Consider the following 26,176-nt stretch of genomic DNA (forward strand, 5'->3'; position numbering starts at 1 on the left):
TTTAAGGGGCGATTGCCCTACGGCAGGGGGTTCTCGCACGCCCTACCAACCAGATAACCTTGGGAATATAACCGCCGATAACGCGCTAAAATGCCCTTCGCTTGTATCAGCGAACAGAGTGGGCATGACCGGATTTGGCTGTCTTCCGATCGCCCGCTTTTAGAATAGGATTATAGTATCGGCCAATCCAACCGCGCCGCATCTATAGCGTTCGGGTAGAGAGACATCAGCTCGAAATAGGCGCGTATGGTGCCAAATCTAGGTAATCGACTCGACAGGGGCTATCTTCTACCTTCCCGATAGCGGCAAAATGCACGAGGGGGGATCGTGGAAGCGACAAGACGACAGACGCGACATAGGGTCGCCAGCCTGATGATTTATGCCGCTTTGCTGGCCGTGGTCCAGTATTTGGTAGTTTTGACGGGCTTCACTCCCAACGAGAATGCCATCTGGCTGTATAGCGGATTCGCCAGTCTCCTGTTTGGTAGTCGCCTGCTCAATCCTCACTTCACGCCTCCTGCCGATGCAGCAACGAACGCATTCATGGCGCTGGCGGCTCTAATCGCCGGGTCGCTCGTCGTTGCACCAGATAGCGCCGATGCCGCGCTGTTGTGGAGCGTTGTTGCGCTCTGCGCCACCATTTGCGTTGTGTCGGTCTTGGTCCTGCTCATCAGGCCTCCGGTCGGCGCGGAAACTCGCCCCCTCGCCCGCATAGCGGACAAGGCGGTTCGCGGGCTGGGGAGCCCCGTCGTAATCTTCACGATCGTCATCCTGCTGTGCGTCTGGCTCTTTCACCGAACGCGCGCGGACGAGGTCGCGGCCATTCTCAGTGCCTGGGCTGTGATCGTCGTACTGCGGCCGGTGGAGTCGATCCTCGGCTTCATCGACTGGGGCAGAGAACAATGGGGCGCGATCAGAGCCGATCAGTTGATCGGCGCAATAGCAGCCTATCAGTCGCCCGGAATCGTACTGGTGCGGCAGCTCGGCGATAACAGCGTGCCGCGCGGCACGCCCATGGTGGTTGCCGACAATAACGGACCGTGGATGCTGGGCGTCGCCCTGAACTATGTCGGGCGCGACGAAGGCAATCTACTCCGTGTGCTAACCGTGCGGCTGCCGGAAGGTCTCAAAAGCCGTATCAGCAAGCTGCCGGAGACAAGGGGCACAGGTATCGCGCTTGCCCTATCCGCCACGCCGGAAGAACTAGCCGATGTGCCCGCGATCCAATGGATCAATCGTCTTTGTGGCGTTGTCGTCAGCGACACAAATCTCGATTACGTGCTGTTTGAAGTAACGGAAGACAGGGACCTTGCGGAGGGGCGGCTAGTGGAAGCCCGCATTGGCGACCATCACGTCATTTTTCAGATCATCGACGGACTGACGCGCGAAGACATTGTGCAGCAGAAAAACACATACGGCTATGCGCGGGCCAAGGCCCGGAAGATCGGCCGGTGGGATACGGATGCCGGAAAATTCGTGCCGGTGAAATGGCTGCCCCGGATCAATGCGCCCGTCTTTCTACTCGAATCCGATCAGCATGCCGTCTCTCCCGGTGCGGTCGGACATTTTCCAAGCACGATTTTCGGTGTTGGCCTGAATATCTCGGACGCGGTGACGCATAACACCGCAATCCTCGGCATTCTCGGTATCGGAAAGAGCTATCTGTCGATCGAACTGGTCGAGCGAATGGTCGCTAACGGGATCAAGGTGATCTGCCTCGATCTCACCAATCAATATGCCGAGTTGCTGTCGGAGTTCATCGATCCGGCCTATGAAGAAGCGCGTCAGCAGGAGTTGGCAGCAGCAGGACAGGGTGGCGTTCCGAACCAGAATCAGGAACAGGGCGGAAGCCATTTGGCGTTTCGAGGACAGGTCACGGAACAGCTCCGTGCTTTCATCAATCCAGGCGAACAACGGCGGCTGCGTATCTTCAATCCAGCTCAGTTTGAGGTCACGCGGCAGGCAAGCGGTATGTATCAGGGAAACGCAAACATGGCGACCCTTACCCCCACGGAGATTACGGCGATCATATCGGATGCCGCTCTTACGGTGTGCCAGGAACTTGGCATGATCGACCGCGCGCGGGTCTGCCTCGTCTATGAAGAAGCGCACTCTCTCGTCCCCGAATGGAACTCAGTGGTCGCCGAAGGAGACAAGGCGGCGACGGCACGAAGCGCGCGGGCGATCCTGCAAGGCCGCAAATACGGCCTCGGCTGCCTACTCATCACGCAACGCACGGCCAATGTGACAAAGACCATCCTCAATCAATGCAATACGATCTTCGCCATGAGGACGTTCGACGATACCGGAAAGGAATTCCTGTCCAACTATATCGGCAGGGACTATGCTGGCGTGCTTCCCAGTCTTGAGGCGCAGCATGCTGTGATTTTCGGCAAAGCCTCATCCTGTGAGAACCCCGTGCTGGTGCGATTGAACAATCGCGAACACTTTCTTGAGGCGTTCCGAGCAGTACATCCAGTCCAACCGCCTCCTGCTGCGGAAGTTCAAGAGCCGCCGGAACTTCCTGCGCAAGTCAACGAAATCGGCGATCAAATTCCTTTTTAAATCAGACGGTAAGGTAGATAGTGGTGGGGTTTAAGCTATCCGTTTCATCACTTGATAAGTCGATCAAGCATCTTTGCAAATATGGGGACACCGATGTGTTCCCGCATCTGCCAGAGCTTGCTTTCTTTCGAGACGAGAGCGCAGCCATCATCACTGAGCTCAAGGAGCTTGACCTTGATTCCTACAACCCAGGTGGGGCGTTCGAGGCTCTTGCGCCGAAGAGTCGTTTCGGCTTCAGGATTACTCATCAGTTAAGTGCCGTAGACACGGTCCTGCTTCTGGCTGCGGTGATAGAGATCGGATCTTTGATTGAGGCAAGGCGACCTGATGCGAAGGGCCTTGAGGCGTTTTCGTATCGTTTCGACAGCACGACCGATGGGTCACTATTCCTCCCGAACCGTACATTTAAGGACTGGCTACATGCACAGCAAAATCGCATTCAGGGCAACCTCAAGATCAAGCAGGTGGTGCTGACAGATATCTCGGACTTCTACGCCCGCATAAACTTCCACCGCTTGGAAAACCTGCTCGATGAGGCCGCCCCCGCGAACGGCGCCGCGAGATACATCAAGAAGGTGATTAAGGTCATCCGGGCGAAGCAGTCGTTTGGGCTACCAGTTGGCGGCACCGCAGCGAGACTGTTAGCTGAACTGTCCCTTTCCGACACCGATAGGGCGCTCATAGACCACGGCATCATAGCCACGCGGTTTGTCGACGATTTTCGCATCTTTTTGAACGCAGGAGATAATCCATACGATGTCCTGAGCTTTCTTGCCCAGCAGCTCAGCATAAACGAGGGCTTATCGCTCAACGCTGCAAAGACCAGGGTAATGTCGCGGGGCGCGTATCTGGATGTGCTTAAGGGGCTGACAAGCGACATATCGGAGGAAGCCGAGGGCGAGGCACTCGAAACCTTAACTGCGGATATTTATTTCGAGGAGTCGCCGGACCCTGAGGATATAGAGGCCCTCAAAGCGCTTAATTTGCTTGGATTTCTTCAGGAGGAGATCGGCAAAGAGGACTATGATGTTGGCCGGATCAAAGTGATTTTCCGCGCCCTTAAAATCGCGAGGCCCCCAGATGCCATCGAATACATCATATCGAACTTTTCGGAGTTGGTAGTATTCGCCAAGGAAGTCAGTCTTCTGATGCAGGCGCTGGAGGAGGAAACTCCCGACTGCTTCAACGATCTCACGGACAGCGTTGTTTCAGCGATTTTGGAGCCTCCGGCATCCAGCGTTCAAGTCATCCGAACATGGCTGCTCGAACTGTTCGTGCGCGGCACCGTGCCGATAAAAGGTGTACAGTTCAAGAAGATCGAGAACCTATCGTCGCTGCTGGACAAGAGACAGCTTCACATCATCCGGAGCAGGACGAACAACAAAAATTTCTTCCGCATGCACAAAGCCGCTGTCGGGCAAATTCCACCCTTCGAGCAGCCCGCATTCATTTCTGGTGCGGTCTGCTTACCGAAGGACGAATATGAAAACTGGCTCGTCACTCTCAAGCCGATCTTCTCAGGACCGACTTGCCACCTTTTCCTAAAATGGGTGAAGTCAAACAAAGAAAAACTAATTGCGAAGCTAGGCGCCTCCGTAGATGACCAGGTTGAATAGCGCGCTGCGAATTGCAACAGAGGCTTCACTATTGATTAGCAACCCCGTTGATCTCAACCTTGCCACTGGTGATGGCTGCTATCGTCATACCCAAAGAGCCCCGTATGGCTTCTAGCGGCGCGTAGCAGACATGCAAACGGATCAAACCGGAACATTTACTCGCGCTTAACGACGGCTATGGCTTCGGCTACATTTGTGCTCCCGAGATATGGCATAAGCTGGCTCTATGATCGAACGGGAAGAAATTGAGGCTCAAAGTAAGCACCTCGATGTGCATATCCCCAATGTCGAGCGGGATTACGTTTTTGGTTGGTTGCTGAAAGCCTTTTTCGAGCATCCGTGGCTGGGACATACCCTCGTCTTCAAAGGCGGGAACTGCATGCGTAAGGCGTATTATCCGGCGACCCGCTTCTCTTCTGATCTCGATTTCAGCGTTATGTCGGCGATCGATGTGGAACGCTTCAGGAAGGCTGTAAACGAGGCCTGCCTGAGCGCGCAGGATGCTTGTGGCGTCGTGTTCGAGACGGACAAGAACACGTTTGAGACCGACCGCATGATCGATACGCAGCGGCAGGCATTCAAGGGCAAGGTCTACTTCAGAGATTTCTATGGCCGGGATAGCAATCTCACCATCAGCGTGAAGCTGGATGTGACGGAGTTTGATCGGCTGTTACTGCCTGCTGCCCGGCGCCCGCTCATCCACCCCTATTCTGATGCGGCGCAGTGCCAAGTGGACGTGCAGTGCATGGCCCTGGAAGAGTTGCTGGCCAACAAGTTGAAGTGCCTCCTTCAGCGTCGGCACTCGTTCGACCTTTATGATCTTGTCTATGCAGCGTTCTTTGAGCGATCGATCGAGGTGGATCGCAGCTTGGTGCTGAGCACATTCCTACGAAAAACCATTTTTGAGCGCAGCCCTGGTTCTGCCAAGCAAATCCTGCTTGGGCTACCCATGGCCTTTTGACCTGCCACCGAGATGTCATCCAGCGGCGATTAGAGCCTCGGTGGGTTTTACGCCTTGCGGCGCAGTGGGAGCAACGTGCGATCGGCGAAGCTGGTCGGGGTTGCGCAGCCGATCGCCCGTTGCGGTGAAGTTGGCGGCATAGGCCGCCGGCGTGAGGTATCCGAGCGCCGAATGAGGGCGCGCGGTGTTGAAGTCGAGTACCCAAGCCGCGATCTTGGCGCGGGCGTCGTCGAGATCGAAGAATAGCGTCTCGTTGAGAAGTTCGTCGCGCATGCGCCCGTTGAAGCTCTCGACGAAGCCGTTTTGCATCGGCTTCCCTGGGGCGATGAGGTGCCAGTCCACCCCGTTGTCCCGGCACCAGGCCAGCATCGCGTTGCAGGTGTATTCGGTGCCGTGATCGCTGACGATCATGCCCGGCTTGCCATGCCGCTCGATGATCGCGGTCAGCTCACGCGCCACGCGTCGGCCCGAGATCGAAGTGTCCGGGATCGCACCAAGGCACTGCTTCGTCACGTCGTCGACGATGTTTAGGATGCGGAAGCGGCGCCCGTTCGCGAACTGGTCGTGGACGAAGTCCGTGGACCAGCGCGCATTCGGTTTTGCCTCGACCAGGATCGGCGCACGCGCACCCACGGCCTTGCGGCGGGCGCGGCGCTTGCGCACCGAGAGCCCTTCCTCGCGATAAAGTCGGTGGATGCGATTGACGCCCGACGGCTCGCCCTCACGCCTGAGCAGGATGAACAGCCGCCGATAGCCAAAGCGGCGCCGCTCGTTGGCGAGATCGCGCAGCCGGGCACGAAGCTCCGTGTCCGGCGGACGACGCGAGCGGTATCGGACCGTCTTCCGATCCGCGCCGACAATGCTGCAGGCCCGACGTTCCGACAGGCCCATGACGGCCTGCAGATGCGCGACGGCGTCGCGCTGCACGGCGGGCCCTACCATTTTTTTGATAGAAGCTCACGCATTGCGGCAGCATCCAGCATCTGCTCGGCCAGCAACTTCTTCAGCTTGGCGTTCTCGTCCTCGAGCGCCTTCAGCCGCTTCGCCTCGGAGACATCCATGCCGCCGAACTTGGCCTTCCAGTTGTAAAGGGTCGCCTCCGAGACGCCGTGCTTGCGGGCGAGGTCGGCGGTCTTAGCCCCGGCCTCATGCTCCCTCAGCACCGCAATGATCTGCTCCTCAGTGAACCTTGCTCGCTTCATCAGTCCGTCCTCATCAGGGCCGGACTCTAACTCCGCGTGGAGGAAAATCTCCGTGGCAGGTCACTTTTTCCAAGGGGTCTGGAACAAGTACATCGTCTGCCCTGCCGAGAGCCGGTTTGATTTCGATCGGGTGGCAGAAGGGTTCCGGTCAGCGATTGACCTAATATTTGGAGATGTGCAACCGAGGGGATTCGGGCCGGACCCGTTCTACCCAGCGGAATACCGCAATATGATCCTTGAGGCGGGTGCCGGTCGTCGCCTCATGAATATCACCTATGATGGCCACCAGCGAGTTATCGAACCCTACTCGCTGGCTTATAAAAGACGCCAAAACGGGCAGGCTTCCGAATATTTCTATGCTTGGGATCGCACCGGCGGACGCTCGTCGCCTCCTGGCATCAAGACATTCTTCCACCACAAAATTCAAAACCTCTCGCTCAGCGAAGAGCAGTAAGCGGAGCCACAACCCCACCTTGCGGGCTTGAAGGACAGCGTCGAGTCTGCGCCCCCTGATGGATGGAGGGCGTTGGTGCTATGACGATGCCATGTGATGATGCTGGCACGAGCGGGGTTCAGCGCTTCGAGGTCTTCACCGGCGCGGGTCGGCGAAGGGATTGGCCGCCCGAAGTGAAGGCAGCGATCCTCGCCGAGAGCTTTTCGGGTGCTGAGTCGGTCTGCTCTGTCGCCCGGCGGCATGGTTTGAGCCCGTCGCAACTGTTCACTTGGCGCCGCGCGCTGCGCAAGCAGCTCGAAGGCCAGGGCGCGGTGGCGCCGAAGGTGCCGATCTTTGTCCCGGCAGTGGTTGAGGCGGCCCCGATTGATGAGGCTGGTATACCGGTCCGGCGCCCAACGAAGCGCCGGCGCACCAAGGCAAGCGCGGTTGAGCTGGAGATCGACGGGGTGGCAGTGAAGATCAGCCGCGGTGCCGACGTAGGCACGATCACCGCCGTTATCGAAGCGCTCAGGGCCACGCGATGATCGGTCCTGGTGCGGGCGCACGCGTAATGGTCGCAACGCGTCCGGTGGATTTCCGCAAGGGGCCGGATGCGCTGGCCGCGCTAGTTGGCGCCGAGTACGGCGGCGATCCCTATTCCGGGGTGATCTACGTGTTCCGGGCAAAGCGCAGCGACCGGATCAAGCTGGTCTGGTGGGACGGTACGGGACTATGCCTGATGGCCAAGAAGCTGGAGACTGGCGGCTTCAAGTGGCCCGGCATCCAGGACGGTGTAATGCGTCTGACGGCGGCGCAACTGGGTGCCTTGCTGGAAGGTCTGGACTGGCGCCGGGTGCATGGTGGCCGCCGCCCGATTGCACCGCAGATTGCCGGTTGACTGAGCATTCTCCGACTGATTCAGTAGTACCATGCTTATGGAAGCGGACCTGCCCGACGACGTTGCAGCGCTGCGTGCGCTGGTCCTCGAACAGGCCCGCGAGCTCGACACGCTCAAGGTTTTTCGGGCCGAAGTTGAACGGCTGAAGGCGATCATCGATGCCTTGCAACGGCATCGCTTTGGCCGCCGGTCCGAGCAGCTCGATCCCGATCAGTTCGAGCTTGCCCTGGAAGAAGTCGAGACGGCGCTGGCCGAGGCCGAGCACGCTCGCGACAAGGCAAGCCGGGCTCCGTCCGAGCGGCCGCGCAAGATCAACCGCGGCTCGTTGCCGACGCATCTCGAGCGGATCGAACAGGTTGTCGATATTGAGGACAAGGCTTGCCCCTGCTGTGGCGGCGCGCTCCACCAGATCGGCGAGGATGTAGCCGAACGCCTCGATGTGGTGCCCACCACCTTCCGTGTGCTGGTCACCCGCCGGCCGCGCTACGGCTGCCGTTCGTGCGAGAGCGCCATCGTGCAGGCCCCGGCACCGGCGCGGATCGTCGAGGGCGGCATTCCCACTGAAGCGCTGATCGCCCAGGTGCTGGTCGCCAAGTACGCCGATCACCTGCCGCTGTACCGGCAGGCCCAGATCTACGCCCGCCAAGGCATCCAGCTCGACCGGTCCACCCTGGCTGACTGGGTCGGCCGGGCAGCCTGGTATCTGCGCCCCTTGCGTGATCACATTCTCGAACGATTACGACGATCAGAGCGTCTCTTCGTCGACGAGACGACCGCTCCGGTGCTCGATCCGGGGCGCGGGCGAACCAAGACCGGCCAGCTGTGGGCCTATGCCCGCGACGACCGACCCTGGGGCGGCAGTGATCCGCCAATGGTCGCCTATGTCTACGCCGCCGACCGCAAGGGCGAGCGCGCCGAAGCACATCTCGCCGACTTCGCAGGCGTGCTGCAGGTCGATGGCTATGGCGGCTATGCCGCGCTCGCCAGGCGACGCCAGCAGATAAAACTCGCCTTCTGCTGGGCACACGTCCGACGCAAGTTCTACGAGCTGGTCGACAACTCGCCGGTTGCAACCGAAGTGCTGCGCCGCATCGCCGAGCTCTACGCCATCGAGGCCGAGGCGCGAGGGCTGCTCGCCGAGCAGCGGCAACAGGTCCGCCACGAGCGCAGCCGGATCATCCTCGACGATCTTCGCCAGTATCTCGATGCCCGCAACCGCCAGGTCAGCGCCAAGAGCAAGCTCGGCGAGGCGATCCGCTATGCGCTCACTCGCTGGGATGGCCTCTCACGCTTCCTCGATGATGGCCGCGTCGACCTCGACAGCAACACGGTCGAGCGCTCGATCCGACCACTGGCGCTGAACCGCAAGAATGCCCTGTTCGCCGGCTCGGACGAAGGTGGCGACAACTGGGCCGTAATCGCCACGCTCATCGAGAACTGCAAGCTCTCCGGCATCAACCCGCACGCATGGCTGACCGATGCCCTGGCCAAACTGGCCAATGGTCATCCCGCGAACAGCGTCGGCAAACTCATGCCTTGGGCCGCGGTGGCCTGAGAACACCGCTTACGAAGAGCAGTTTGAACCGCGCTTTGAGATCGAGCTGTCAAAGGCTGGAGAGGCCGCACAGAAAGGGTATTTCGGGAAGCCGTTCGCGGGGAATGGGCGGGTGTCGGTATTCGGCCGTCCGGCTGTCGCCCAGACTCGGGCGCGGCGAAGCCCGTTTGCACAGACCTATACAGTCGAGTGTCCGTACTGCCAAAAGCGGTTTAAGCGGACCACGAACTCCACCGCCCTTAACGCCCACAAAGACAGCAACGGTTATCCTTGCCGATCACAGAGAGGGTATTTGGTATGATGGCTGAAAGGCAACGAGATGACAGCCCCTGTCTTCGACAAGAGCCGAGACTGCCAAGCGAATAACGGAGGCTGATAGCGCAAGCCGAAAGATCGATTTAATTTCAAGATACTACGGTTGAATTTCAATCTTCATTTTGGAGGGCTATAGCGTAGATGTAGTTCTCTGTTTCGTCGGCTTCGGCCCGCCATCTGATCTTCATAACCATTTGTTCTAACGCGATTTTCTTATTTTATGTCGCGCGCGGTATTACAATGGGTATTACAATCGAACGGCGCTTGGCCTCTTTTGGGGGTCCCGAACTTCCTGCGCCCGTGCATATCTCTCCCGACTTAAAATCTGTCTCAGCGGCCTTGTTCTCAGTGGCCGCCGGTATACCGGCGCGGACTATCCTTCCCGACAACATTCGCCGTCTCACTGATGAATGAACAAGTGGCCAAATTGGCCACACGGTCGGACCGGCGGTCCACGCCCAGATTTCCCCTGTAGGAACTGGCCACCGTTATTCGCCAATAAAAAACGGCTCCGCTATCGCCAGGTAGAAACCGGCTGCTGTCATATGCCCTAAAGAGCCTTCAATTCCCGTCATTCATCCCTATCGGCCTTTCAATTCCGCCTCGCCCTCCATTCCTCGAAGCACTCCCAGCACACCCAGCGCTCGCCCCTCGGGCGGCGGGCGTCGGATGTCGCGTATGTCGCCATCTCTCCGCAGTCGCATCGCGGGTCCGGCCCGCCGTCGCCATCGCCGGTCAGATCGAACCGATAGGAGCGGCCGAGCGGGATATCCCCAGCGGCGTCTTGTCGCCGCACCATGGCAATTATGTCGCCCGCGACGCGCCAAGCGTCATCGCCAGCGGGAATGGACATGACAACCTTGCGGACATCGCCCGGCGCGGAACCTGTCAAAACTTGCCCCGCCCCGTTGCCTTCGCGGATGGCGTCGCGGGGCTCAGGCGGACGCCGCAACGCCGACGCGACGCCCTCCGCTACGCCCAAATTTGCATCATTTTCCAAACCTGCGTTTTTGACACGTAGCGGGCGTAGCTGGCGTAGTTCCGGGCTTTTCGAGGCGTAGCGCGCTACGTCCGCTACGCCAGCTACGCCCGCTACGCCGTTTTTTGGAGTGATTTCCCCCCGAGCGATGGAGCGGAGGCGAACAAGGTCAATCGCCATTTCCAGCCCCCTCGAAGATGGTGGAGCGCACCACAAAGACGCGCGTGTTCCGCCCGTCCACTTTCCTCACCAACTGCCAGCCGTCGCCAGCCCGGTCCAACATGCCGCGCTCGCCCAACACCTTGGCGACAAACTTCGGGTCGAGCCCCGAGCAAATTTCAGTCTTCCAGATTTCTGGCGGAATGAACCATTGAGCGTCCGCCCCCGAGCCCTTGCGCCACCCGAGACGGGAGCCCATCGGCCGCCATCCATCGCCCGCGTCGATCGGCTCGAAGCGGCTTTCGCCATGTTGCTCGATGGCCAGCCGCACGGCCTCGATTGCTTGCCGCACCTCCGCCGGTTCCGTCCCGCCGCGTCCGTCAATCCATTGCCTGAGAGCCCATGCCGCCGCCGATCGCGCCGCGCCCTCCCGCCACGGCGTCACCCTCATCGCGGTCGCCAGTTCGCCAGCCGCCGCGATAACCCCTAGCCGTTGTGCGGCCCGGTCAATCTGTCCATCGGCCCCGGCTGGGATTTCCGCCGAAACGAAGCCCGCAACCACCTCCCGGACCGTCGCGCCGTCAACATTCTCGGCAATGAGCCGCCGCACGAACTCCGGCCCCGCCGTCCCGTATGCCGATCGCGCAGCACCCTTGATGGACTTGGCGAGCTTCCCCGCGTCGCCCTCCGGTCCGTCATTGTCGAAGGCCCCGAAGCCGAGCCCCCTATCGGCGGGAATGTCGAGCAAGCGCACCATCTGCCCCGCCCGCGCCCGCCGCCCTCGATCTTCCGCCAGCTTCGTCGCAATCGGGATTTCTCCCGTCGAGAGCAAAAGGACGCGCCAGCTTTTCGGCTCTCGCAACGAGCCATCGCGGGCCGCTCGCGCCTTGCCACTTCCGTTGCTCAACCCATACACAGCCGCCGCCGCGTCGCGGGCTTCAACTACGCCTAGAGGGTGTTATGTACTTTGGTGATTGATTGTCTTAGTAGAATCGGATGTCTCCGATTCGCAAACCTTATCCGTCTGACGTCAGCGACGAAGAATGGTCGCTGGTTGCGCCTTATCTGACGCTCATGGACGAAGGCGCGCCGCAGCGTCAACATTCGCTGCGCGAGCTGTTCAACGGCCTGCGTTACGTGCTGCGCTACGGCATCGCCTGGCGCGCCATGCCCAACGATCTGCCGCCATGGTTCGCCGTGTATCAGCAATCGCAGCGCTGGCTGTCGGCGGGCGTGTTCGAGGCGCTTGCGCAGGATCTGCGCGCCCAGTTGCGCGTCGCTTCCGGGCGGGCGGCGGAGCCGACGGCGGCGATCATCGACAGCCGCACCTTGCGCTCGACCCCTGAGAGCGGCCCACGAGCGGGCTATGACGGCGCGAAGCGAAAGCGCGGCTCGAAGCTGCACATGGCAGTCGACACATTGGGCCATTTGCTGGCGTTGCATGTCACGCCGGCGAATGTCGATGACCGCGCCGAGGTCGGCAAGCTCATCGCAGCCGTGCAGGATGTGACAGGCGAAAGCGTCGAACTCGTTTATGTCGATCAGGGCTACACCGGCGAAAAGGCGTCCGAGGCCGCAAAGGCGCAGGGCGCCGAGCTTTGCGTCGTCAAACTCGCCGAGGCCAAAAAAGGCTTCGTGTTGCTGCCCAAGCGCTGGGTGGTCGAGCGTTCATTCGCCTGGGCGACGCGATGCAGGCGGCTCGTCAAAGACTACGAGCGCTATGCTCAGACCCTCGCAGGACTCCACGTCGTCGCCTTCGCATGTCTCATGCTCAAGCGCGCAGCAGATTTCATGATCCAAGGTGCATAACACCCTCTAGTTCATCGAGCACGAGGCATGTATCTGTCGCAGACGCCGCCGCGCCCTCCAAGCCATTCGCTGTCGCGCGCCATGCACGGACATAGCCCGGAGCGTCGCCCTTGCCCCAGACGGAAGCCGCCGCTTGAAGGATGGTTGTCTTGCCTTTCGACGATGGGCCGAAGAAATTGAGCCCGCCGCCTTCCTGCCCGGCAATATGGAGCAACGGCCCCGCGAGCGCGGCTGATATGGCCAGCACTGCAAGAGCATGGTCCCCAGCGAGAGCGCCGACGCCTTCCTGCCAGTCCGCAAGAGAGCCCTTCGCCTCATAGGGGCCAGCCGCCGCCGCGTCGAGAATGACGTTTTCAGCGCCGCGCGGCCCGATGGTTTCATGCGGAAGGACAAAGACCGAGCGGCGGCCAATTTCGTGCCAGCCCGTGCGCGAAACGATCGTGACGCGGCCTTTGGTTTCGACGCCGCACAAGTATGTTGCCAGCGGCCTTTGATATGCTCGATTGATGCGCAATCCATCGCCCGCGAGCAATGCGGCAAGCGCCGCCGGATCGCCCTGCAAGGAGGCTTCCGTCACATGGCGAAGATGCTCGCGCCCATCGCCGTCGCGCCAGCGCAACCATTTTCCCCATTCCCGTCCGTTAGGGTCGCGCGTCGCCCCGAGCACCTCGAAGGGCGCAGCAATCCAAACCGTCTCTATCGTCTTGTTCTCGCCGCGCCCCTTCTCAACCTCTGTCGTCAATCCGTTCGCGTCCATCGTGAACGCGCCGCAAGAGACATAGTTCGGCCCGGTTTCGTGTTGCTTGGCGAAGTGGGCTGCGGCCGCCTTGCGCAGCGCCGCGATATCTGAACCCCATTCCGTCACAGCGTCCGCCGCGTCCCATCCCGCCCACGGTTCCCGCTTCCCGCCATCGGGACCCAAGGCAGCAAGCGCCATCGCGTCCACGATCGACACGTCACAACCAATTCCAAGAAGGATCGCCGTAACCTCGCGCGCGTATTTCTTGCCAGGTTCGTCGGCGTCCGGCCATATCAGCACGCGCCGGCCGGCAAGAGGCGTCCAGTCAGCCTTGTTCGCACCCTGAGCGCCGCCCGGCGAAGTCGTGACGATGCTTCTGGGAAAGATGCGTGTCGCCGCGTCGGCCGATTTCTCGCCCTCGCAGATGACGACGGACGCACCCACCGCCGCCGCAAGCTTGTCGAGATTATAGAGCGGACGCGGGGCCGCAACGCCTTTCCACCGCCACCGCAATTCGCCTGAATGTTCGCGCCACAAGGACAGCGGGAGGATTTGCTTGCTCTCGCCGGGCGGGTCGAAGCGATGGATTTCGAACAGCCGCGCACCATCGGCGTTGCGATACTGCCAAACCATCGTCGCATTGCCGAAACGACGATGACGCGAAGGCGCGGGAGGCGCGTCGGGCGGAACCGGCGAGACCAATTCGCCGTCATCGTGCGCGGGAGGCGTGTCAATCGGCGTCGCCGACGATTCATCGGCCGAAAGGGGCGCGTATTTGTCGTCAAAATTATCCACGGCGCGCCCCCATATCCGTACCCAGCATTTGCGCCAGTAGACGCGCGGCGTCGCCTTGGGAGACGCCTTCAACATAGGCAACCAAGGACACGGGGTCGCCGCCCTTGTCGCCGGTGGCGAAGTCGCACCATTTGCAGTTGTAGCGATTGACCTTGAAGCTCCCGAGACTCCTGTCGCGGCGCCGCGGATTGAGCGCAACCCACTCCTTATGCACGGCCTTGCCGCTGGGCAGGATACGGGCGAGAACGGCGGGGAGCGCCGCCAGCGCGGCGCGATTGATGGCGTCGAAGTCGAGACGATTTTTCATGCGCGCCCCCCGTCGATAATAATCGCCGCGACGGCGGCATAGATCGCAGGATCAATCCGGGCGAAATCGGCGAGCGTCTCCGCAAAGTCGCGCCCGCGCGCCAAGTCGGCGATGAACTCGAAGGCGACACGAGGGCCGCAGGCGTGAAGCCGCTGCGCCACGCGCTGCAAATACGCCGGTTCAATTCCTCTCGCCGCCGTGGTATTAAAGGTCCTGCGATTGTTCTGCTTATGAGACTGCCCGGCGTTGGCGCGCCGGGCTTTTCGTTTGTTGGGAGCGCTCATTACTTCAAGCCCTCCGACGCGATGCGCAGCGCTTCGGCGTGCGGGACAAGCACGCGCCCGCCGATGCGGATGGTCTTGATCTTCCCCAGCCGGACGTATTTCCAGAACGTCGAAGCCGATATGCCGACGCAAGCGCAGAACGACTTCACGCGGTGCGCCCGGACTGTTTCGACGGATTGCGTTTCGATTTTTTCCGACATTAGAACCATCTCCTAGTTTCGAGATGGTCCGAACATGAACGTAGGTTAGCGGAATTAAGAGGGGGGCTTTTTTCCTTTTCGCGCCATTCGTGCGACTACCCGCTTGATAGCATCTGCATCGGAAGCGGTAGCCAAAAGCAATACAGCTCCCATTAAAATCTCCGCCGAAACACGAGGCCCCGTAATCTGCTCCCCGCGGGCAATTAAGTCGTTGCCAATCTGATCGATCAAATCTGCTCGGCTATTGAACGTCAATTGAGCTTGCTGGTCGGGCACTTTGCCTTTGAGGAAATGCTTTCGCCACGAAAGCATCAATCCCGCAAAATCTTTGGTATCCGGGGAAACCACGTCAGCAATAAAGCTAAAGTTCTTCGCAATCTGGTTCGCAGCTTCCCCAAGCTCCGCGTGAGGATCGCCTGCAATAACATCAAGAGCGATTGCAAACATCGCCTTTATTGACCAAATGTCGCCCGGGCTGGGCGCACGATTTTGGGCGGCGGTTGGTCGGAGAAAGCCTCGAACGATGCCTCGATCCAATTCTTCGAAAGCGCGCCCTAGCTCAATGAAGTTTTGGACCACCACCGGATGGAAATTCAACAGTCGTAGAACATGGCCCAGACGTGCAAAAGCGGCAATGTATCGCCATCTATCTCTAGAGGGTGTTATGCACCTTGGATCATGAAATCTGCTGCGCGCTTGAGCATGAGACATGCGAAGGCGACGACGTGGAGTCCTGCGAGGGTCTGAGCATAGCGCTCGTAGTCTTTGACGAGCCGCCTGCATCGCGTCGCCCAGGCGAATGAACGCTCGACCACCCAGCGCTTGGGCAGCAACACGAAGCCCTTCTTCGCTTCGGCAAGTTTGACGACGCACAGTTCGGCGCCTTGCGCCTTCGCCGCCTCGGACGCCTTTTCGCCGGTGTAGCCCTGATCGACATAAACGAGTTCGACGCTTTCGCCTGTCACATCCTGCACGGCTGCGATGAGCTTGCCGACCTCGGCGCGGTCATCGACATTCGCCGGCGTGACATGCAACGCCAGCAAATGGCCCAATGTGTCGACTGCCATGTGCAGCTTCGAGCCGCGCTTTCGCTTCGCGCCGTCATAGCCCGCTCGTGGGCCGCTCTCAGGGGTCGAGCGCAAGGTGCGGCTGTCGATGATCGCCGCCGTCGGCTCCGCCGCCCGCCCGGAAGCGACGCGCAACTGGGCGCGCAGATCCTGCGCAAGCGCCTCGAACACGCCCGCCGACAGCCAGCGCTGCGATTGCTGATACACGGCGAACCATGGCGGCAGATCGTTGGGCATGGCGCGCCAGGCGATGCCGTAGCGCAGCACGTAACGCAGGCCGTTGAACAGCTCGCGCAGCGAATGTTGACGCTGCGGCGCGCCTTCGTCCATGAGCGTCAGATAAGGCGCAACCAGCGACCATTCTTCGTCGCTGACGTCAGACGGATAAGGTTTGCGAATCGGAGACATCCGATTCTACTAAGACAATCAATCACCAAAGTACATAACACCCTCTAAGTGGGGTACCGGGTGCGCCTCGCGTAAAGAAAATCTCGACCAACTCACGGTTGAGCGGCCCCAACATCGTAGGAAGCCATCGTGGATCACCAAACTGGGCGGTTGCAGTTGTTCGAAACGAGTAATCAAAAATGTGTTCTCTATCGTCCATCGCGTGCATCTCGCGCGCATCGAAATGAACGCGGGGAAATCGGGCGATGCTTTCCCAACTTGTCGGCCCGTCGGCCTATCCCCGCGCGTTCGACATGGCCGCGCAGGCGCATTGCGAGGTTGTATTCGCGTAGGTTCAAGCCGTAATCTTAAACCCTCGGATGATCCAAGCAATCAAAAACCCGAAGAAATAAACCACTGCCGACGCAACAATCGAAACGCCACCGAATAAGAGAAAGGCGTCTTGAAACTCTCCTCGTCTGTGAGTGGCCATGGACTTGTCATATTGCTCCATCGAGAAAGGCGGCGGAGAAGGGTCATATTTCCGGTGCGTATATAGATGCCAGCAGCTTCCGCCCCGTTCAGAATAGGCGGGCTCTTTTAATTGAGGGAACGGACGATTGATATATTCAGAACAATTACCGCTAGCGAAGTCTTTCAATGTTGCTTCACGGTATTGATATTCTGACAGATTTACCCCATAAACCAGCGTGTATGGGTAAAACAGCCCGAATCCTAAGAATAACAGGCAGCTCGCAACAAGCCAAAGCCGTTGCCATCCGTTCAGCTTATTCAAATTCATTTGTTCTATTCCGCGATAGAATTCAGACGATTGAAAATCATACAGCGCTCCCGCCGCCCGATTTTCTCATTTTAATAACGTTGGAGGCCGGCGGCTCGCAATAGCTCGCCCAAGCGTCCATCAGCGCCCGGCGCTTCTCCAAGGCGTCGCCGCGCCGGTAGGCTTGTTCGGCCTTGTCCCCGATGACATGAGACAGCGCGGCCTCTGCGACCTCACGCGGGAAGCGCGTTTCGTTCCCCGCCCAGTCGCGGAAAGCGGACCGGAAACCGTGAACCGTCACGCCTTCGATCTTCATCCGGCGCAACACCATTTCCATTGCCATGTTGGACAGAGGCTTGCCCGCCCGCTGACCGGGGAAGACAAATTCGGCGGTTTTCCCTTCGGCGAGCTTTTCAAGGATCGACATCGCGCGGCCGGCAAGAGGTATCCGGTGCGGACGGCCGGGCTTGGTGCGTTCAGCCGGAACCGTCCAGACCTTGCCCGCCATGTCGATTTCAGACCATCGCGCGCCCAGCACCTCGCCGGTGCGCGTCGCCGTCAATATGCAGAACTCCAAGGCCATCGCCGCGAGGGCGTCGCGCTCCCGCAGACTGGCGACGAATCCGGGAACCTCCGCATAGGGCATGGCGGCGTGATGGCCCCGCGTCAATTTCTGGCGCTTGGGTAAGAGCTTGTCCAAATGGCCGCGCCAGCGGGCCGGGTTGGCTTCATTGCGCGGGATATGACCGCGCGCCCGCGCTGCGTCCAAGACGGCTTCGATCCGGCCCCGCAGTCGGGACGCGGTTTCCGGCTTCTCCAGCCACAAAGGTTGAAGCACGGAAAGAACCGCCTCAGTGTCGATTTCATCCACCGGCCTTGACCGGATAGCCCCGCAATACTCCCGCAGCGTCATCGTCCATTGCGCCCGATGCTTGGCGTTGCGCCATTCCGCCCCCTTGTTGTCAATGAACGCGTCCGCCATCGCGCCAAACGTCGGCTTTCCGGCTTCAGCCCGCTCTTGCTCGCGCCGCGCCTCGATGGGGTTGGAGCCGCTCGCCAGAAGCCGCCGGGCTTCATCTCGAAGACCCCGAGCCTCCGCGAGCGAGACAACATCGGCAGAGCCAAGGCCCATCATCCTGATCTTGCCCTGCCACGTGAAGCGGTAAACCCATTTCCGGCCGCCCGATGGTGAGACGACAAGATAGAGCCCGGCCCCGTCGCCATGGGTTCCGGGCTTGGTCGTCGCCGCCGATCGCGCCGTCAATTTGCCGCCTGCCATCTGTTCGCCTCACGCATCGGTATTACAATCGGTATTACATTCCGACACGGATTATGTCGCACAATCGCGGGCAATGGAAGATGCCTTTCGCGGCAAAGGCCCGGAAAATATGGGATTGCGCCGACAGCCTGAAATAACCTCGGGCAATAATTCGGCGGACTCCCTCTCCGCCAGTTAAGTCATAGCAAACCCTGCAGCCCAGTCCGAGAGCGCCGGAAAAATCATCATCTCTTCAACATGTTAGAAAAACTGGGCAAACGTGCGGTTTGAACTGACTCCCTCGCCCTCGGTCTCGTTAAAACCTGCGGTGGGCATACCGACGAGCATTCCTACGGGATGCAAAAATGCTCAGGCAGTCGCCGTAGCGGAAGCCATGCGGATCAATAACCGCGAGTATTCCACGAGAGCGACCCGGTGTTGAATGGGATATCGAGTCTGCTGTCTTACGCATTATCTCGGCCCAAAATCCCAGTAACCCACATCGAAAATCACGTCCGCGTGAGGCGAATAAATCTCTGATCCTCGGGTATCACATAAGTATAAGTATTTTGAGACCAGTTCTGGCACAAAGCTTTTCGCCAATTCGCCGGGGGGGATTGTCTCGGTCACAGATCTAACGCCCATGTCAAACTCGATCTGAGCTGAGAAGCTGAAAGCCATCGGCATATTTGGGTAGAGTGACAGGTGAAATGCCTCCCAAATTCCCCCAATGTTTAGAACTCCGGTCTGCACATGATCAACGTAAGATCTAAGCGCGGCTACTATCGCTTTGATCTTGTCGGGCTCTGGCGCCCGGAACAAAGTGCCGCCGTACCACAAAATTAGTCGGAAACCGTCTTCTAGCCGTTGCTGTTGCTCTTGGACTTGGGTTCGCCGACGAAAAGCACTGATCCGCTTCTCCTCAAGCTTCGGGGCGCGTTGGGCCGGGTCAGCGAGAAGCTCTACCGCCCCCTCGTCTTCCTCAAAGACGACATTGAAAGCCGGTTCGGCTCTCGCCTCGAGATTGGCTCGTGCAGTTTTTACAGCAAACGCGATGTCTGACTGACGCCCGACCAACTTTCCGCTCAAACCAATGGTGAACTGGGCCTTCAGCGGAGTTCGCACGTTGTTGGCCTCGCCAACATTCGCCCGGCTTACTCTGACGGTCGTGTCGGAGGGATATTGAACACGAATCGCGTCATAGATACCTTCAAGAGCTATCAGATAGTGGGTCTCGGATATGATGGGGTCGACCTCCCCTCTCGCTCCTCTCTTTACGCCTAACCACTCCGAAAAGCTTCTGAACTCCGGTTCAAGTCTCTCAGGCTTATTCACGAATGACGAGAGCTCTTCTAGTCCGCGCGCAATATCAGTCTGGGTTGGTCCCTCAGCATTGGCGTCGGCCGTAGCTACTGCAAAATTCCGCAGAAGTTCTTTGGGTGCCGGATCATTGTGCGGCTTGATCTCAAGTGCTCTGGAACCGTTCGCACTAATATTAAGAAACGCTGCTCGCTGTTTCTGTACGAACTGCAAGACCGCTCGATGGGGTTCGGGCAAGATACGCTTCACGCCCTCAGTGCTGATTCGGCCTTGTATTTTGCTCGATGTAAGATCCAAAACAGGCGTCCCGTCCATGATAGCGCTGTGACCATCTTTGTGCACACCCTGGTCCCGTTCCCAAACGCTAATGGGAATCAGGCTCACTATCGCCTTTCCAGCATGGGGCCGCCGAAACAACAGCAGCAATTCTTGCTCTAACTTGAGCTTTGCTTGCGCGAGGTCCTGCAAGCGTTTAATTCTTTCCATGATAGCAATGCTGTCCCAGTCAACCACGACCACGAGGTCAATGTCGCTTGTAAGTGCTTGAAATCTCTTTCCATCCTCGTTCACGGCGCTACCGAACAGATATCCGCTCGTGATCACGCCGGAATTGACGAGATCAACGACCCATTGGCTGACAACGCCGATTGTCGCGTCGAGTTGGGCGGGACGCTTTAGGCTCATGTTTTCCCCGGACACGCAGATTCGATTTTTTGCGTATTCTACCATCGGAAAGGGACGGTGCTTCAAGACGGCGCGGGGCTGGTCGTCGCATCCGACGCCGAAGTGGTCGACAGCGAGAATACGGATCCTTCCGCCAGCTACCTTTTGACTTTGACCCAGGCCAAAAGCTGTAAGCGGCTCACTTGATGCCATGGGAAACAGCTTTTAATTTTGAGCTCTAATGTGCCGTCGGGGATGTGATGACATGCGATATGAACAGCGGCGGCAAAGTGTACCACTGAACCGGCTTTGGGGGCTGCTTTGACGGCGGCGCAAAAGTGTACCGGTCCTGATAGGCCGAACTCGATGTCATCGACTGGCATGGAGAGGCCGAAAGGATGTTCACAGTGGAACTCTATGCCCGGGTGAGACGCGCGGTGATGGCGGAAGGGCTGAGCCGGCGGGAAGCGGCCAGGCGCTTCGGCGTGCACCGCAATACGATCACGAAGATGCTTCAATATTCGGTTCCGCCGGGGTATCGGCGTCGGGAGCGGCCGATCTCGAAGAAGCTGGGGCCGTATATGGCCTGGATCGACAAGGTCCTGGCGGATGATCGGCTTGTTCACGCCAAGCAGCGTCATACGGCACAGCGGATATTCGAACGGCTGCGGGACGAAGAAGGGTTTTCCGGCGGTTACACGATCGTCCGGGAATATGTCGCGCAGGCGCAGTTGCGGTCGCGCGAGATGTTTATTCCACTCAGCCATCGACCGGGGAATGCGCAGGCGGATTTTGGCGAGGCGGACGCCTATATCGCCGGCAGGAAGGTCCGCTTTCATTATTTTTGCATGGACCTGCCGCATTCGGACGGCTGCTTCGTCAAGGCCTATCCGGCGGAGACGGCGGAAGCCTTCTGCGACGGCCATGTCGCGGCCTTCGCCTTCTTTGGCGGCGTCCCCCAGTCCATTCTTTACGACAATACGCGTCTCGCGGTCGCCAGGATCGTGAAGGGTGGAGAGCGTCTGCGTTCGCAAATGTTTGCGGAACTCCAGAGCCATTACCTTTTTGCTGATCGCTTTGGCCGGCCCGGCAAGGGGAATGACAAGGGCAAGGTCGAGGGGCTTGTCGGCTATGTCCGGCGCAACTTCATGACGCCACTGCCCGTGGCGGAGAGTTTCGAGGCGCTGAACGCGAGGTTCCTGGACGCCTGCACGAAACGACGGCGGGCGATCCTGCGCGGCCAGTCGACGCCGATCGGCGAACGCATGCAGGCGGATATGGCGGCATTCCTGCCGGCGCCGCCGGCTCCCTATGACGCCTGTCACAAGGTCGCGACGCGCGTGTCGTCGATGGCGCTGGTGCGCTACCGCAACAACGATTACTCGGTCCCGACGCGCTTCGGCCATCGGGAGGCGCTGGCCAAGGGCTATGTCGATCGGGTCGAGATTGTCTGCGGCGGGGAGACCATCGCCGTGCATGCGCGCAGCTACGGCAAGGCCGAGTTCATCTACAACCCGCTGCATTATCTCGCCCTGCTCGAACACAAGAGCCGCGCGCTCGATCAGGCCGCGCCGCTCGACGACTGGCGGCTTGCCGACTGCGTGCATCGTCTGCGGCGGCTGATGGAGGCGCGCATGGGGAATAGCGGGCGCCGCGAGTTCATCCAGGTGCTGCGGCTGATGGAGGACTTTCATCAGCATCAGGTCGAACAGGCGGTCGCGGAGGCGCTGCGTCTTGGCGCGATCAGCTTTGACGCAGTGAAGATGCTGCTGCTGGCCAGGCTGGAGAACCGGCCCGCGCGGCTCGATCTGACATTCTACCCCTACCTGCCGGCGGCTACGGTCGGCGCGACGGATCCGCGCGCCTATCTCGGGCTCGTCGCCGGCGCGAGCGTCATCGCGGGCGTCATGGACTCGAACGCGGGGGGGCCGGCATGACCATCTCGCATGAGCCAGGTTCGCAGACGATCGTCGCGCCGCAGGTGCTGCTGGGTAATCATCTCAAGGCGCTGAAGCTTCCCACCTTCGCGCGCGAATATGAGAAGGTGGCGCTGGAGTCGGCGCAGGACCGCGCCGATTACCCGCGCTATCTGCTACGCCTGTGCGAACTGGAGCGCATTGATCGCGAGCGGCGCAATGTCGAGCGCCGCATCCGGCTGGCGCGCTTTACGCAGGTCAAAAGCCTCGACACATTTGACTTTACCGCCCAGCCTTCACTCAACAAGCCGCTCGTGCTGGAGCTGGCGCGGTGCGAATGGATCGAGAAGCGACAGAACTGCATCGCCCTTGGGCCAAGCGGAACGGGGAAGACCCACGTCGCGCTCGCCCTGGGGCTCGCCGCCTGCCAGAAGGGGTTCAGCGTCGCGTTCACGACCGCCGCGGCTCTTGTGCACGAACTGATGGAGGCGCGCGACGAGCGCCGCCTGCGCGCGCTGCAAAAGCATCTCAACACCGTCAAACTGCTGATCGTCGACGACTGGGCTATGCGCCGTTCACGACGGTCGGCTCAGAGCTGCTCTTCGAGGTCTTCAGCCAGCGCTATGAACGCGGTGCGACGCTGGTGACCAGCAATCTGCCCTTTGATGAATGGACGTCGGTGTTTGGCTCCGAGCGTCTCACCGGCGCATTGCTCGACCGGCTCACCCATCATGTCCACATTCTGGAAATGAACGGCGAGAGCTATCGGCTGGCGACCGCAAAGAAAGCGCAACGGCGAAACCGCGATCTCCCCGACGCGCCCGCAATCGACAAAGGAGGCGCCGACACGACGAACTGATCGCCGTCGCGCGCGTTGAACCGCGCTGCGCTACGCTCCGCGCGCCTCAACGCCCGCGTCAACTAAACTACAAGGGCCGTGCGGCCCTTTTCTCGAAACCAGACCGGTACACTTTTACCCCGCCTTCATGCACATTTTGTCCCCGCCATTGACAACGAGCCAAAATTGAAGACGATCCCTCGGAACCGAAATTGCTCCTGACAGACCCCGGGTTTGGCTATCGCTTTGTTGAAGCCGACTAAAGCCGAGGAAAGCTTTGTTCGCGCAACGAGCGCTTTATCTGCACTTAGTTGTGACCCTGCAACAGGTTGCCATCCGGACCGGACCTTGGAATGTGGAGTTGCGACGCCCCCTCCGCCAGGCATAGTTCTATGCCTGTGAAATAAGAAAATATTCCCGCCCTGTCCGGCCCGCCCGCATTTCAGACGATCAAAGTTCGAGGCGCAAAACGAGCCTGCTGGTTTCACAGATGAGCAATCATAGCGATTGCCTCGACGGCCTCGTCGATTCCCGTTGGCTCCAGCGGAGGCGCGGGTTCCTGAACCAATAATCCCCTCAATGCCGCTCCCAGCGCCTTATCGGCGCTCGCGTAAGGGAGCGAGCTGAAGCGGGAATTGCGCTCGGCCCATTCGACCAGAAAGGGCGTCTCCGGCCAGTCGGGACGCGTCAACATGAGCATTCGCGCTCCGTTGCAGGCCGCCTCGACGAGCGTGCTGTAACCATCCTTGGCGATCACGGCGTCGACCGAGGCCAGAATGTCGATGAAGGGTATGGGCAGGTCGGCCGCGCAAGCCGCGTTGGCGACCGTCGCCTCCCAGCGGTGTTGCACGATCCAGAAAATATCTGGATCCTGAGGCAGAGGCAGCGCATGTGCGCCCGGCACGCCGCCGAATGTGACGAGGACGAGGCGTTGTCCAGCGCCGAGCCCGAGGCGCGCGCGCATCTCATCGCCGCGTCGCGCGCCTATTCGCCCGATCGGACCGATCGAACGCCGGTTGCCGAGATATGTCATTGGCATATGCGGCGCAGGCTGAAGAAACACGGCGGCGGACTGATAGGCCGCCTCGATTTGTTCCGCGATCCTGTCGCCGCTGGCGCAATAGGCGGCGCGCATGTCGAGCCAGTTGAGACAGCACAGGCCGACCGCAGGAATCGACAGGCGCGCAGCGGCGGCGAGGCTCGCATAGGGTATGTTCGAGACCAGGAGATCGGGCCGCAGCGACGCAAGCGCGTCAGCGCGGGACGCCACATGTCTCTCCCAATCCGCGTGGAAATCCCGATAGGCTGCCGCAACTGCCTCGCGGTCGATCGCGAGCGGTCCCTTCATCAGAAGCGAAGGCTCCGCCGGCAGTGGGGCGCATTCGATCGGTTCGCCGATAAAATCCGCAACGACTTGCGGGGAATACGCCGTTCGCAAAATGATCTGCGCATCCCGATATCTCGCACGCAATCGCGCGAGGACCGTGGCTGTTTGTGACAAATGTCCGAGACCATGTCCCGAAACATCGACGACGATTCTTTTCACGTGCTCCGCCCGATTTTTTGTCGATACGCCCGCGCATGAGCCGCGCGGGCGCCGTGAAGCGTGACCATAAGAGCCTGCATGGCAAATATGATGAAAATGGAAATGTCATGTCGCCTGCCGACGGCGCGTCTCGTCTCCGCCACATTTTTCGCGAATGCAGGAACCCGTTTCTGCGAATGCGCTTCAGGAGCATATTGGAGAAGACAGACTGCGTGTCGCGAACCGAATGGATTTGCGACGGCCCGCTCGCGCGATCATTTTGGGCGACAGACGCGTTGGGCGACAGACGCGGCGCCTTGCGCCGCCACAGCCGCCGCGACGTAGACGTCGGTCGCCGACTGTCCTACGTTCCGGCAAATGATTCACTCGCCCCTCGCTGGCGCGTCCATTCTACGATGAGGACGCCGATGACACTTGCGCGCCTGAGAGCGTCTCCGCGCGTCGCCTGGCTTCTTACCGGCTTGTGCGGCGCCGCCGCGGCCGCCGCCTACGCCCTCTCGGGCGGCGCGCAGAACGGCGCTGCGCCGCCGCCGCCCCCGCCCGCGGTCACAACCGCGCATCCTGTATCCGAGACGGTTCCGCGCTGGGACGAATACACGGGGCGTTTCGAGGCGTCGCAGCGGGTCGAGGTGCGGCCGCGCGTCTCAGGCGCCATCGACAAGATCAATTTCACCGACGGTCAGCTCGTGAAGGCCGGCGATCTCCTCTTCACCATCGATCCGAGGCCTTATCAGATCGCCGTCGACAGCGCGCGCGCCGAGGTCGCCCGCTCCCAGGCGCAATCGGCGATGCTGTCCAAGGATCTCGCGCGCGGCGAATCTCTTGTTCCCGGCGGCGCCATCACCCGGCGCGACGTCGAGCAGCGCCGCGGCGGCTCGGACTCCGCCAGAGCGCAACTGCTCGGCGCGGAAGCCGCGCTGCGCAACGCCGAGCTCAACCTCGAATGGACCCAGCTGCGCGCGCCGATTTCCGGCCGCATCTCGGACCGGCGCATCGACATCGGCAATCTGGTTCAGGCGGGAACGAGCCTGCTCACCACGATCGTGAAGCTCGATCCTATCCATTTCGTTTTCGACATGTCGGAGGCCGACTATCTTCGCCACGCGCGCGCGAATGCGGAACGCCAGCGGGAGAAGCCGGGCGCGCCGACGCTCGCCTTCGTGCGCCTCGCTGACGAGACCGAATGGAAACGCGCGGGCGCCGTCGACTTCATGGACAATCAGCTCAATCCGCGCTCCGGCACCATCCGCGTCCGCGCCGTGCTCGACAACAAGGATTTGCTCCTTACCCCCGGCGCCTTCGGACGCGTTCGCGTCAGTGGCGGCGAGGTTGCGGCGCTGCTCGTGCCAGACGCCGCGATCGCCTCCGATCAGGTCAGCAAGATCGTCTTCGTCGTCACGCCGGATCTGAAAGTCGCTGCGAAGCCCGTGACGCTCGGGCAGCTGCACAAGGGCTTGCGCGTCGTGCTTTCGGGACTCGACGCAAACGATAACGTGATCATCGGCGGCGTCGCCAATCCGATGGTGAGGCCCGGCGCCTTGGTCGCGCCCACGCAGGGCGTCATCGCGTCGAAGACCAGATAA

At 60.3% G+C, this 26,176-nt stretch carries 23 protein-coding genes and 1 pseudogene; 11 read left to right on the forward strand and 13 right to left on the reverse strand.

What is annotated here, in order from left to right; all coding sequences use genetic code 11:
- The first annotated feature begins 372 nt into the window (after positions 1-372).
- From MET49242_RS15075 to MET49242_RS15085, 3 genes are all read left to right on the forward strand, one after another.
- Complete coding sequence (locus MET49242_RS15075; RefSeq protein ID WP_084679135.1) at positions 373-2,565, forward strand: ATP-binding protein; 2,193 nt, start codon at positions 373-375, stop codon at positions 2,563-2,565.
- 23 nt (positions 2,566-2,588) lie between these two features.
- Positions 2,589-4,181 (forward strand): RNA-directed DNA polymerase, encoded by a 1,593-nt coding sequence (locus MET49242_RS15080; protein ID WP_036284042.1) that lies wholly within the window; start codon positions 2,589-2,591, stop codon positions 4,179-4,181.
- Positions 4,182-4,407: 226 nt separating this feature from the next.
- Entirely contained in the window at positions 4,408-5,142 is a 735-nt protein-coding gene (locus MET49242_RS15085; RefSeq protein WP_036284043.1) for a nucleotidyl transferase AbiEii/AbiGii toxin family protein, read from the forward strand.
- 15 nt (positions 5,143-5,157) lie between these two features.
- Here MET49242_RS15085 and MET49242_RS15090 read toward each other — a convergent pair.
- Positions 5,158-6,344, reverse strand: a protein-coding gene (locus MET49242_RS15090) for an IS3 family transposase (protein WP_144259649.1) whose coding sequence is annotated in 2 segments (ribosomal slippage) — positions 5,158-6,092 and positions 6,092-6,344 — 1,188 coding nt in all. Because the reading frame shifts where the segments join, the coding sequence is not laid out codon by codon here.
- 52 nt (positions 6,345-6,396) lie between these two features.
- Between MET49242_RS15090 and MET49242_RS25155 the strand changes: the two genes are divergently transcribed.
- From MET49242_RS25155 to MET49242_RS15115, 4 genes are all read left to right on the forward strand, one after another.
- On the forward strand, positions 6,397-6,798 hold the full coding sequence (locus MET49242_RS25155) for a hypothetical protein (protein ID WP_144259650.1): 402 nt from the start codon (positions 6,397-6,399) through the stop codon (positions 6,796-6,798).
- Positions 6,799-6,878: 80 nt separating this feature from the next.
- Positions 6,879-7,322 carry a transposase gene (locus tag MET49242_RS15105; protein ID WP_051134531.1) on the forward strand — a complete coding sequence of 148 codons (444 nt, stop codon included), beginning with the start codon at positions 6,879-6,881 and terminating at the stop codon, positions 7,320-7,322.
- Positions 7,319-7,675: an IS66 family insertion sequence element accessory protein TnpB gene (gene tnpB, locus MET49242_RS15110; RefSeq protein WP_036284049.1), complete on the forward strand. Its 357-nt coding sequence runs from the start codon at positions 7,319-7,321 to the stop codon at positions 7,673-7,675. Before MET49242_RS15105 ends, tnpB begins: the two co-directional genes overlap by 4 nt.
- A gap of 31 nt (positions 7,676-7,706) precedes the next feature.
- Positions 7,707-9,230: an IS66 family transposase gene (locus tag MET49242_RS15115; RefSeq protein ID WP_036284050.1), complete on the forward strand. Its 1,524-nt coding sequence runs from the start codon at positions 7,707-7,709 to the stop codon at positions 9,228-9,230.
- Positions 9,231-10,137: 907 nt separating this feature from the next.
- Here MET49242_RS15115 and MET49242_RS25160 read toward each other — a convergent pair.
- Together MET49242_RS25160 and MET49242_RS15125 are read right to left on the reverse strand one after the other, a co-directional pair.
- Positions 10,138-10,398, reverse strand: a complete 261-nt coding sequence (locus MET49242_RS25160) for a hypothetical protein (RefSeq protein ID WP_144259651.1) — start codon at positions 10,396-10,398, stop codon at positions 10,138-10,140.
- Positions 10,399-10,693: 295 nt separating this feature from the next.
- A complete protein-coding gene (locus MET49242_RS15125) occupies positions 10,694-11,590 on the reverse strand; it encodes a hypothetical protein (RefSeq protein WP_244430826.1) in 897 nt (298 codons plus the stop codon).
- 89 nt (positions 11,591-11,679) lie between these two features.
- Between MET49242_RS15125 and MET49242_RS15130 the strand changes: the two genes are divergently transcribed.
- The gene (locus MET49242_RS15130) at positions 11,680-12,492 is read left to right on the forward strand and encodes an IS5 family transposase (RefSeq protein WP_036279258.1); all 813 of its coding nucleotides are present in this window, start codon (positions 11,680-11,682) and stop codon (positions 12,490-12,492) included.
- On the opposite strand, the gene MET49242_RS15135 is transcribed toward MET49242_RS15130, so the two are convergent.
- From MET49242_RS15135 to MET49242_RS15170, 9 genes are all read right to left on the reverse strand, one after another.
- Positions 12,473-14,026 (reverse strand): DUF927 domain-containing protein, encoded by a 1,554-nt coding sequence (locus tag MET49242_RS15135; RefSeq protein WP_051134236.1) that lies wholly within the window; start codon positions 14,024-14,026, stop codon positions 12,473-12,475. The genes MET49242_RS15130 and MET49242_RS15135 overlap by 20 nt on opposite strands.
- Positions 14,019-14,333 (reverse strand): hypothetical protein, encoded by a 315-nt coding sequence (locus MET49242_RS15140; protein ID WP_036284052.1) that lies wholly within the window; start codon positions 14,331-14,333, stop codon positions 14,019-14,021. Before MET49242_RS15140 ends, MET49242_RS15135 begins: the two co-directional genes overlap by 8 nt.
- The gene (locus tag MET49242_RS15145) at positions 14,330-14,617 is read right to left on the reverse strand and encodes a hypothetical protein (RefSeq protein ID WP_036284053.1); all 288 of its coding nucleotides are present in this window, start codon (positions 14,615-14,617) and stop codon (positions 14,330-14,332) included. The genes MET49242_RS15140 and MET49242_RS15145 overlap by 4 nt, the downstream gene beginning before the upstream one ends.
- Entirely contained in the window at positions 14,617-14,817 is a 201-nt protein-coding gene (locus MET49242_RS15150) for a hypothetical protein (protein ID WP_036284054.1), read from the reverse strand. The genes MET49242_RS15145 and MET49242_RS15150 overlap by 1 nt, the downstream gene beginning before the upstream one ends.
- Before the next feature lie 54 nt (positions 14,818-14,871).
- Positions 14,872-15,414, reverse strand: coding sequence for a hypothetical protein (locus tag MET49242_RS15155; RefSeq protein ID WP_036284056.1), 543 nt, complete (start codon positions 15,412-15,414; stop codon positions 14,872-14,874).
- Positions 15,415-15,479: 65 nt separating this feature from the next.
- Positions 15,480-16,292 carry an IS5 family transposase gene (locus MET49242_RS15160; protein WP_036279258.1) on the reverse strand — a complete coding sequence of 271 codons (813 nt, stop codon included), beginning with the start codon at positions 16,290-16,292 and terminating at the stop codon, positions 15,480-15,482.
- Between the two features lie 334 nt (positions 16,293-16,626).
- Positions 16,627-17,073 carry a hypothetical protein gene (locus MET49242_RS25165; RefSeq protein WP_144259653.1) on the reverse strand — a complete coding sequence of 149 codons (447 nt, stop codon included), beginning with the start codon at positions 17,071-17,073 and terminating at the stop codon, positions 16,627-16,629.
- A gap of 37 nt (positions 17,074-17,110) precedes the next feature.
- Positions 17,111-18,331 (reverse strand): site-specific integrase, encoded by a 1,221-nt coding sequence (locus tag MET49242_RS15165; protein ID WP_036284057.1) that lies wholly within the window; start codon positions 18,329-18,331, stop codon positions 17,111-17,113.
- A 450-nt stretch (positions 18,332-18,781) separates the two neighbouring features.
- Positions 18,782-20,506 (reverse strand): hypothetical protein, encoded by a 1,725-nt coding sequence (locus MET49242_RS15170; protein WP_036284058.1) that lies wholly within the window; start codon positions 20,504-20,506, stop codon positions 18,782-18,784.
- Positions 20,507-20,691: 185 nt separating this feature from the next.
- Between MET49242_RS15170 and istA the strand changes: the two genes are divergently transcribed.
- Positions 20,692-22,230, forward strand: coding sequence for an IS21 family transposase (gene istA, locus MET49242_RS15175; RefSeq protein WP_051134237.1), 1,539 nt, complete (start codon positions 20,692-20,694; stop codon positions 22,228-22,230).
- A pseudogene (gene istB, locus MET49242_RS15180) lies at positions 22,227-23,068 on the forward strand (IS21-like element helper ATPase IstB). Before istA ends, istB begins: the two are co-directional and overlap by 4 nt.
- A gap of 463 nt (positions 23,069-23,531) precedes the next feature.
- On the opposite strand, the gene MET49242_RS15185 reads toward istB, so the two are convergent.
- Positions 23,532-24,395, reverse strand: a complete 864-nt coding sequence (locus MET49242_RS15185; protein WP_144259654.1) for a hypothetical protein — start codon at positions 24,393-24,395, stop codon at positions 23,532-23,534.
- Between the two features lie 605 nt (positions 24,396-25,000).
- Here MET49242_RS15185 and MET49242_RS15190 point away from each other — a divergent pair.
- On the forward strand, positions 25,001-26,176 hold the full coding sequence (locus tag MET49242_RS15190) for an efflux RND transporter periplasmic adaptor subunit (RefSeq protein ID WP_036288271.1): 1,176 nt from the start codon (positions 25,001-25,003) through the stop codon (positions 26,174-26,176).

The sequence above is a fragment of the Methylocystis sp. ATCC 49242 genome (assembly GCF_000188155.2).
Taxonomy (GTDB): domain Bacteria; phylum Pseudomonadota; class Alphaproteobacteria; order Rhizobiales; family Beijerinckiaceae; genus Methylocystis.

Bases quoted from the DNA above. Each gene is read 5' to 3' on its own strand.
- MET49242_RS15075 (WP_084679135.1), top strand. From the start codon at position 373: ATGATTTATGCCGCTTTGCTGGCCGTGGTCCAGTATTTGGTAGTTTTG.
- MET49242_RS15085 (WP_036284043.1), top strand. From the start codon at position 4,408: ATGATCGAACGGGAAGAAATTGAGGCTCAAAGTAAGCACCTCGATGTG.
- MET49242_RS15105 (WP_051134531.1), top strand. From the start codon at position 6,879: ATGACGATGCCATGTGATGATGCTGGCACGAGCGGGGTTCAGCGCTTC.
- tnpB (WP_036284049.1), top strand. From the start codon at position 7,319: ATGATCGGTCCTGGTGCGGGCGCACGCGTAATGGTCGCAACGCGTCCG.
- MET49242_RS15115 (WP_036284050.1), top strand. From the start codon at position 7,707: ATGCTTATGGAAGCGGACCTGCCCGACGACGTTGCAGCGCTGCGTGCG.
- MET49242_RS25160 (WP_144259651.1), bottom strand. From the start codon at position 10,398: ATGTCCATTCCCGCTGGCGATGACGCTTGGCGCGTCGCGGGCGACATA.
- MET49242_RS15130 (WP_036279258.1), top strand. From the start codon at position 11,680: ATGTCTCCGATTCGCAAACCTTATCCGTCTGACGTCAGCGACGAAGAA.
- MET49242_RS15140 (WP_036284052.1), bottom strand. From the start codon at position 14,333: ATGAAAAATCGTCTCGACTTCGACGCCATCAATCGCGCCGCGCTGGCG.
- MET49242_RS15145 (WP_036284053.1), bottom strand. From the start codon at position 14,617: ATGAGCGCTCCCAACAAACGAAAAGCCCGGCGCGCCAACGCCGGGCAG.
- MET49242_RS15150 (WP_036284054.1), bottom strand. From the start codon at position 14,817: ATGTCGGAAAAAATCGAAACGCAATCCGTCGAAACAGTCCGGGCGCAC.
- MET49242_RS15160 (WP_036279258.1), bottom strand. From the start codon at position 16,292: ATGTCTCCGATTCGCAAACCTTATCCGTCTGACGTCAGCGACGAAGAA.
- MET49242_RS25165 (WP_144259653.1), bottom strand. From the start codon at position 17,073: ATGAATTTGAATAAGCTGAACGGATGGCAACGGCTTTGGCTTGTTGCG.
- MET49242_RS15165 (WP_036284057.1), bottom strand. From the start codon at position 18,331: ATGGCAGGCGGCAAATTGACGGCGCGATCGGCGGCGACGACCAAGCCC.
- MET49242_RS15170 (WP_036284058.1), bottom strand. From the start codon at position 20,506: ATGGCATCAAGTGAGCCGCTTACAGCTTTTGGCCTGGGTCAAAGTCAA.
- istA (WP_051134237.1), top strand. From the start codon at position 20,692: ATGTTCACAGTGGAACTCTATGCCCGGGTGAGACGCGCGGTGATGGCG.
- MET49242_RS15185 (WP_144259654.1), bottom strand. From the start codon at position 24,395: ATGAAGGGACCGCTCGCGATCGACCGCGAGGCAGTTGCGGCAGCCTAT.
- MET49242_RS15190 (WP_036288271.1), top strand. From the start codon at position 25,001: ATGACACTTGCGCGCCTGAGAGCGTCTCCGCGCGTCGCCTGGCTTCTT.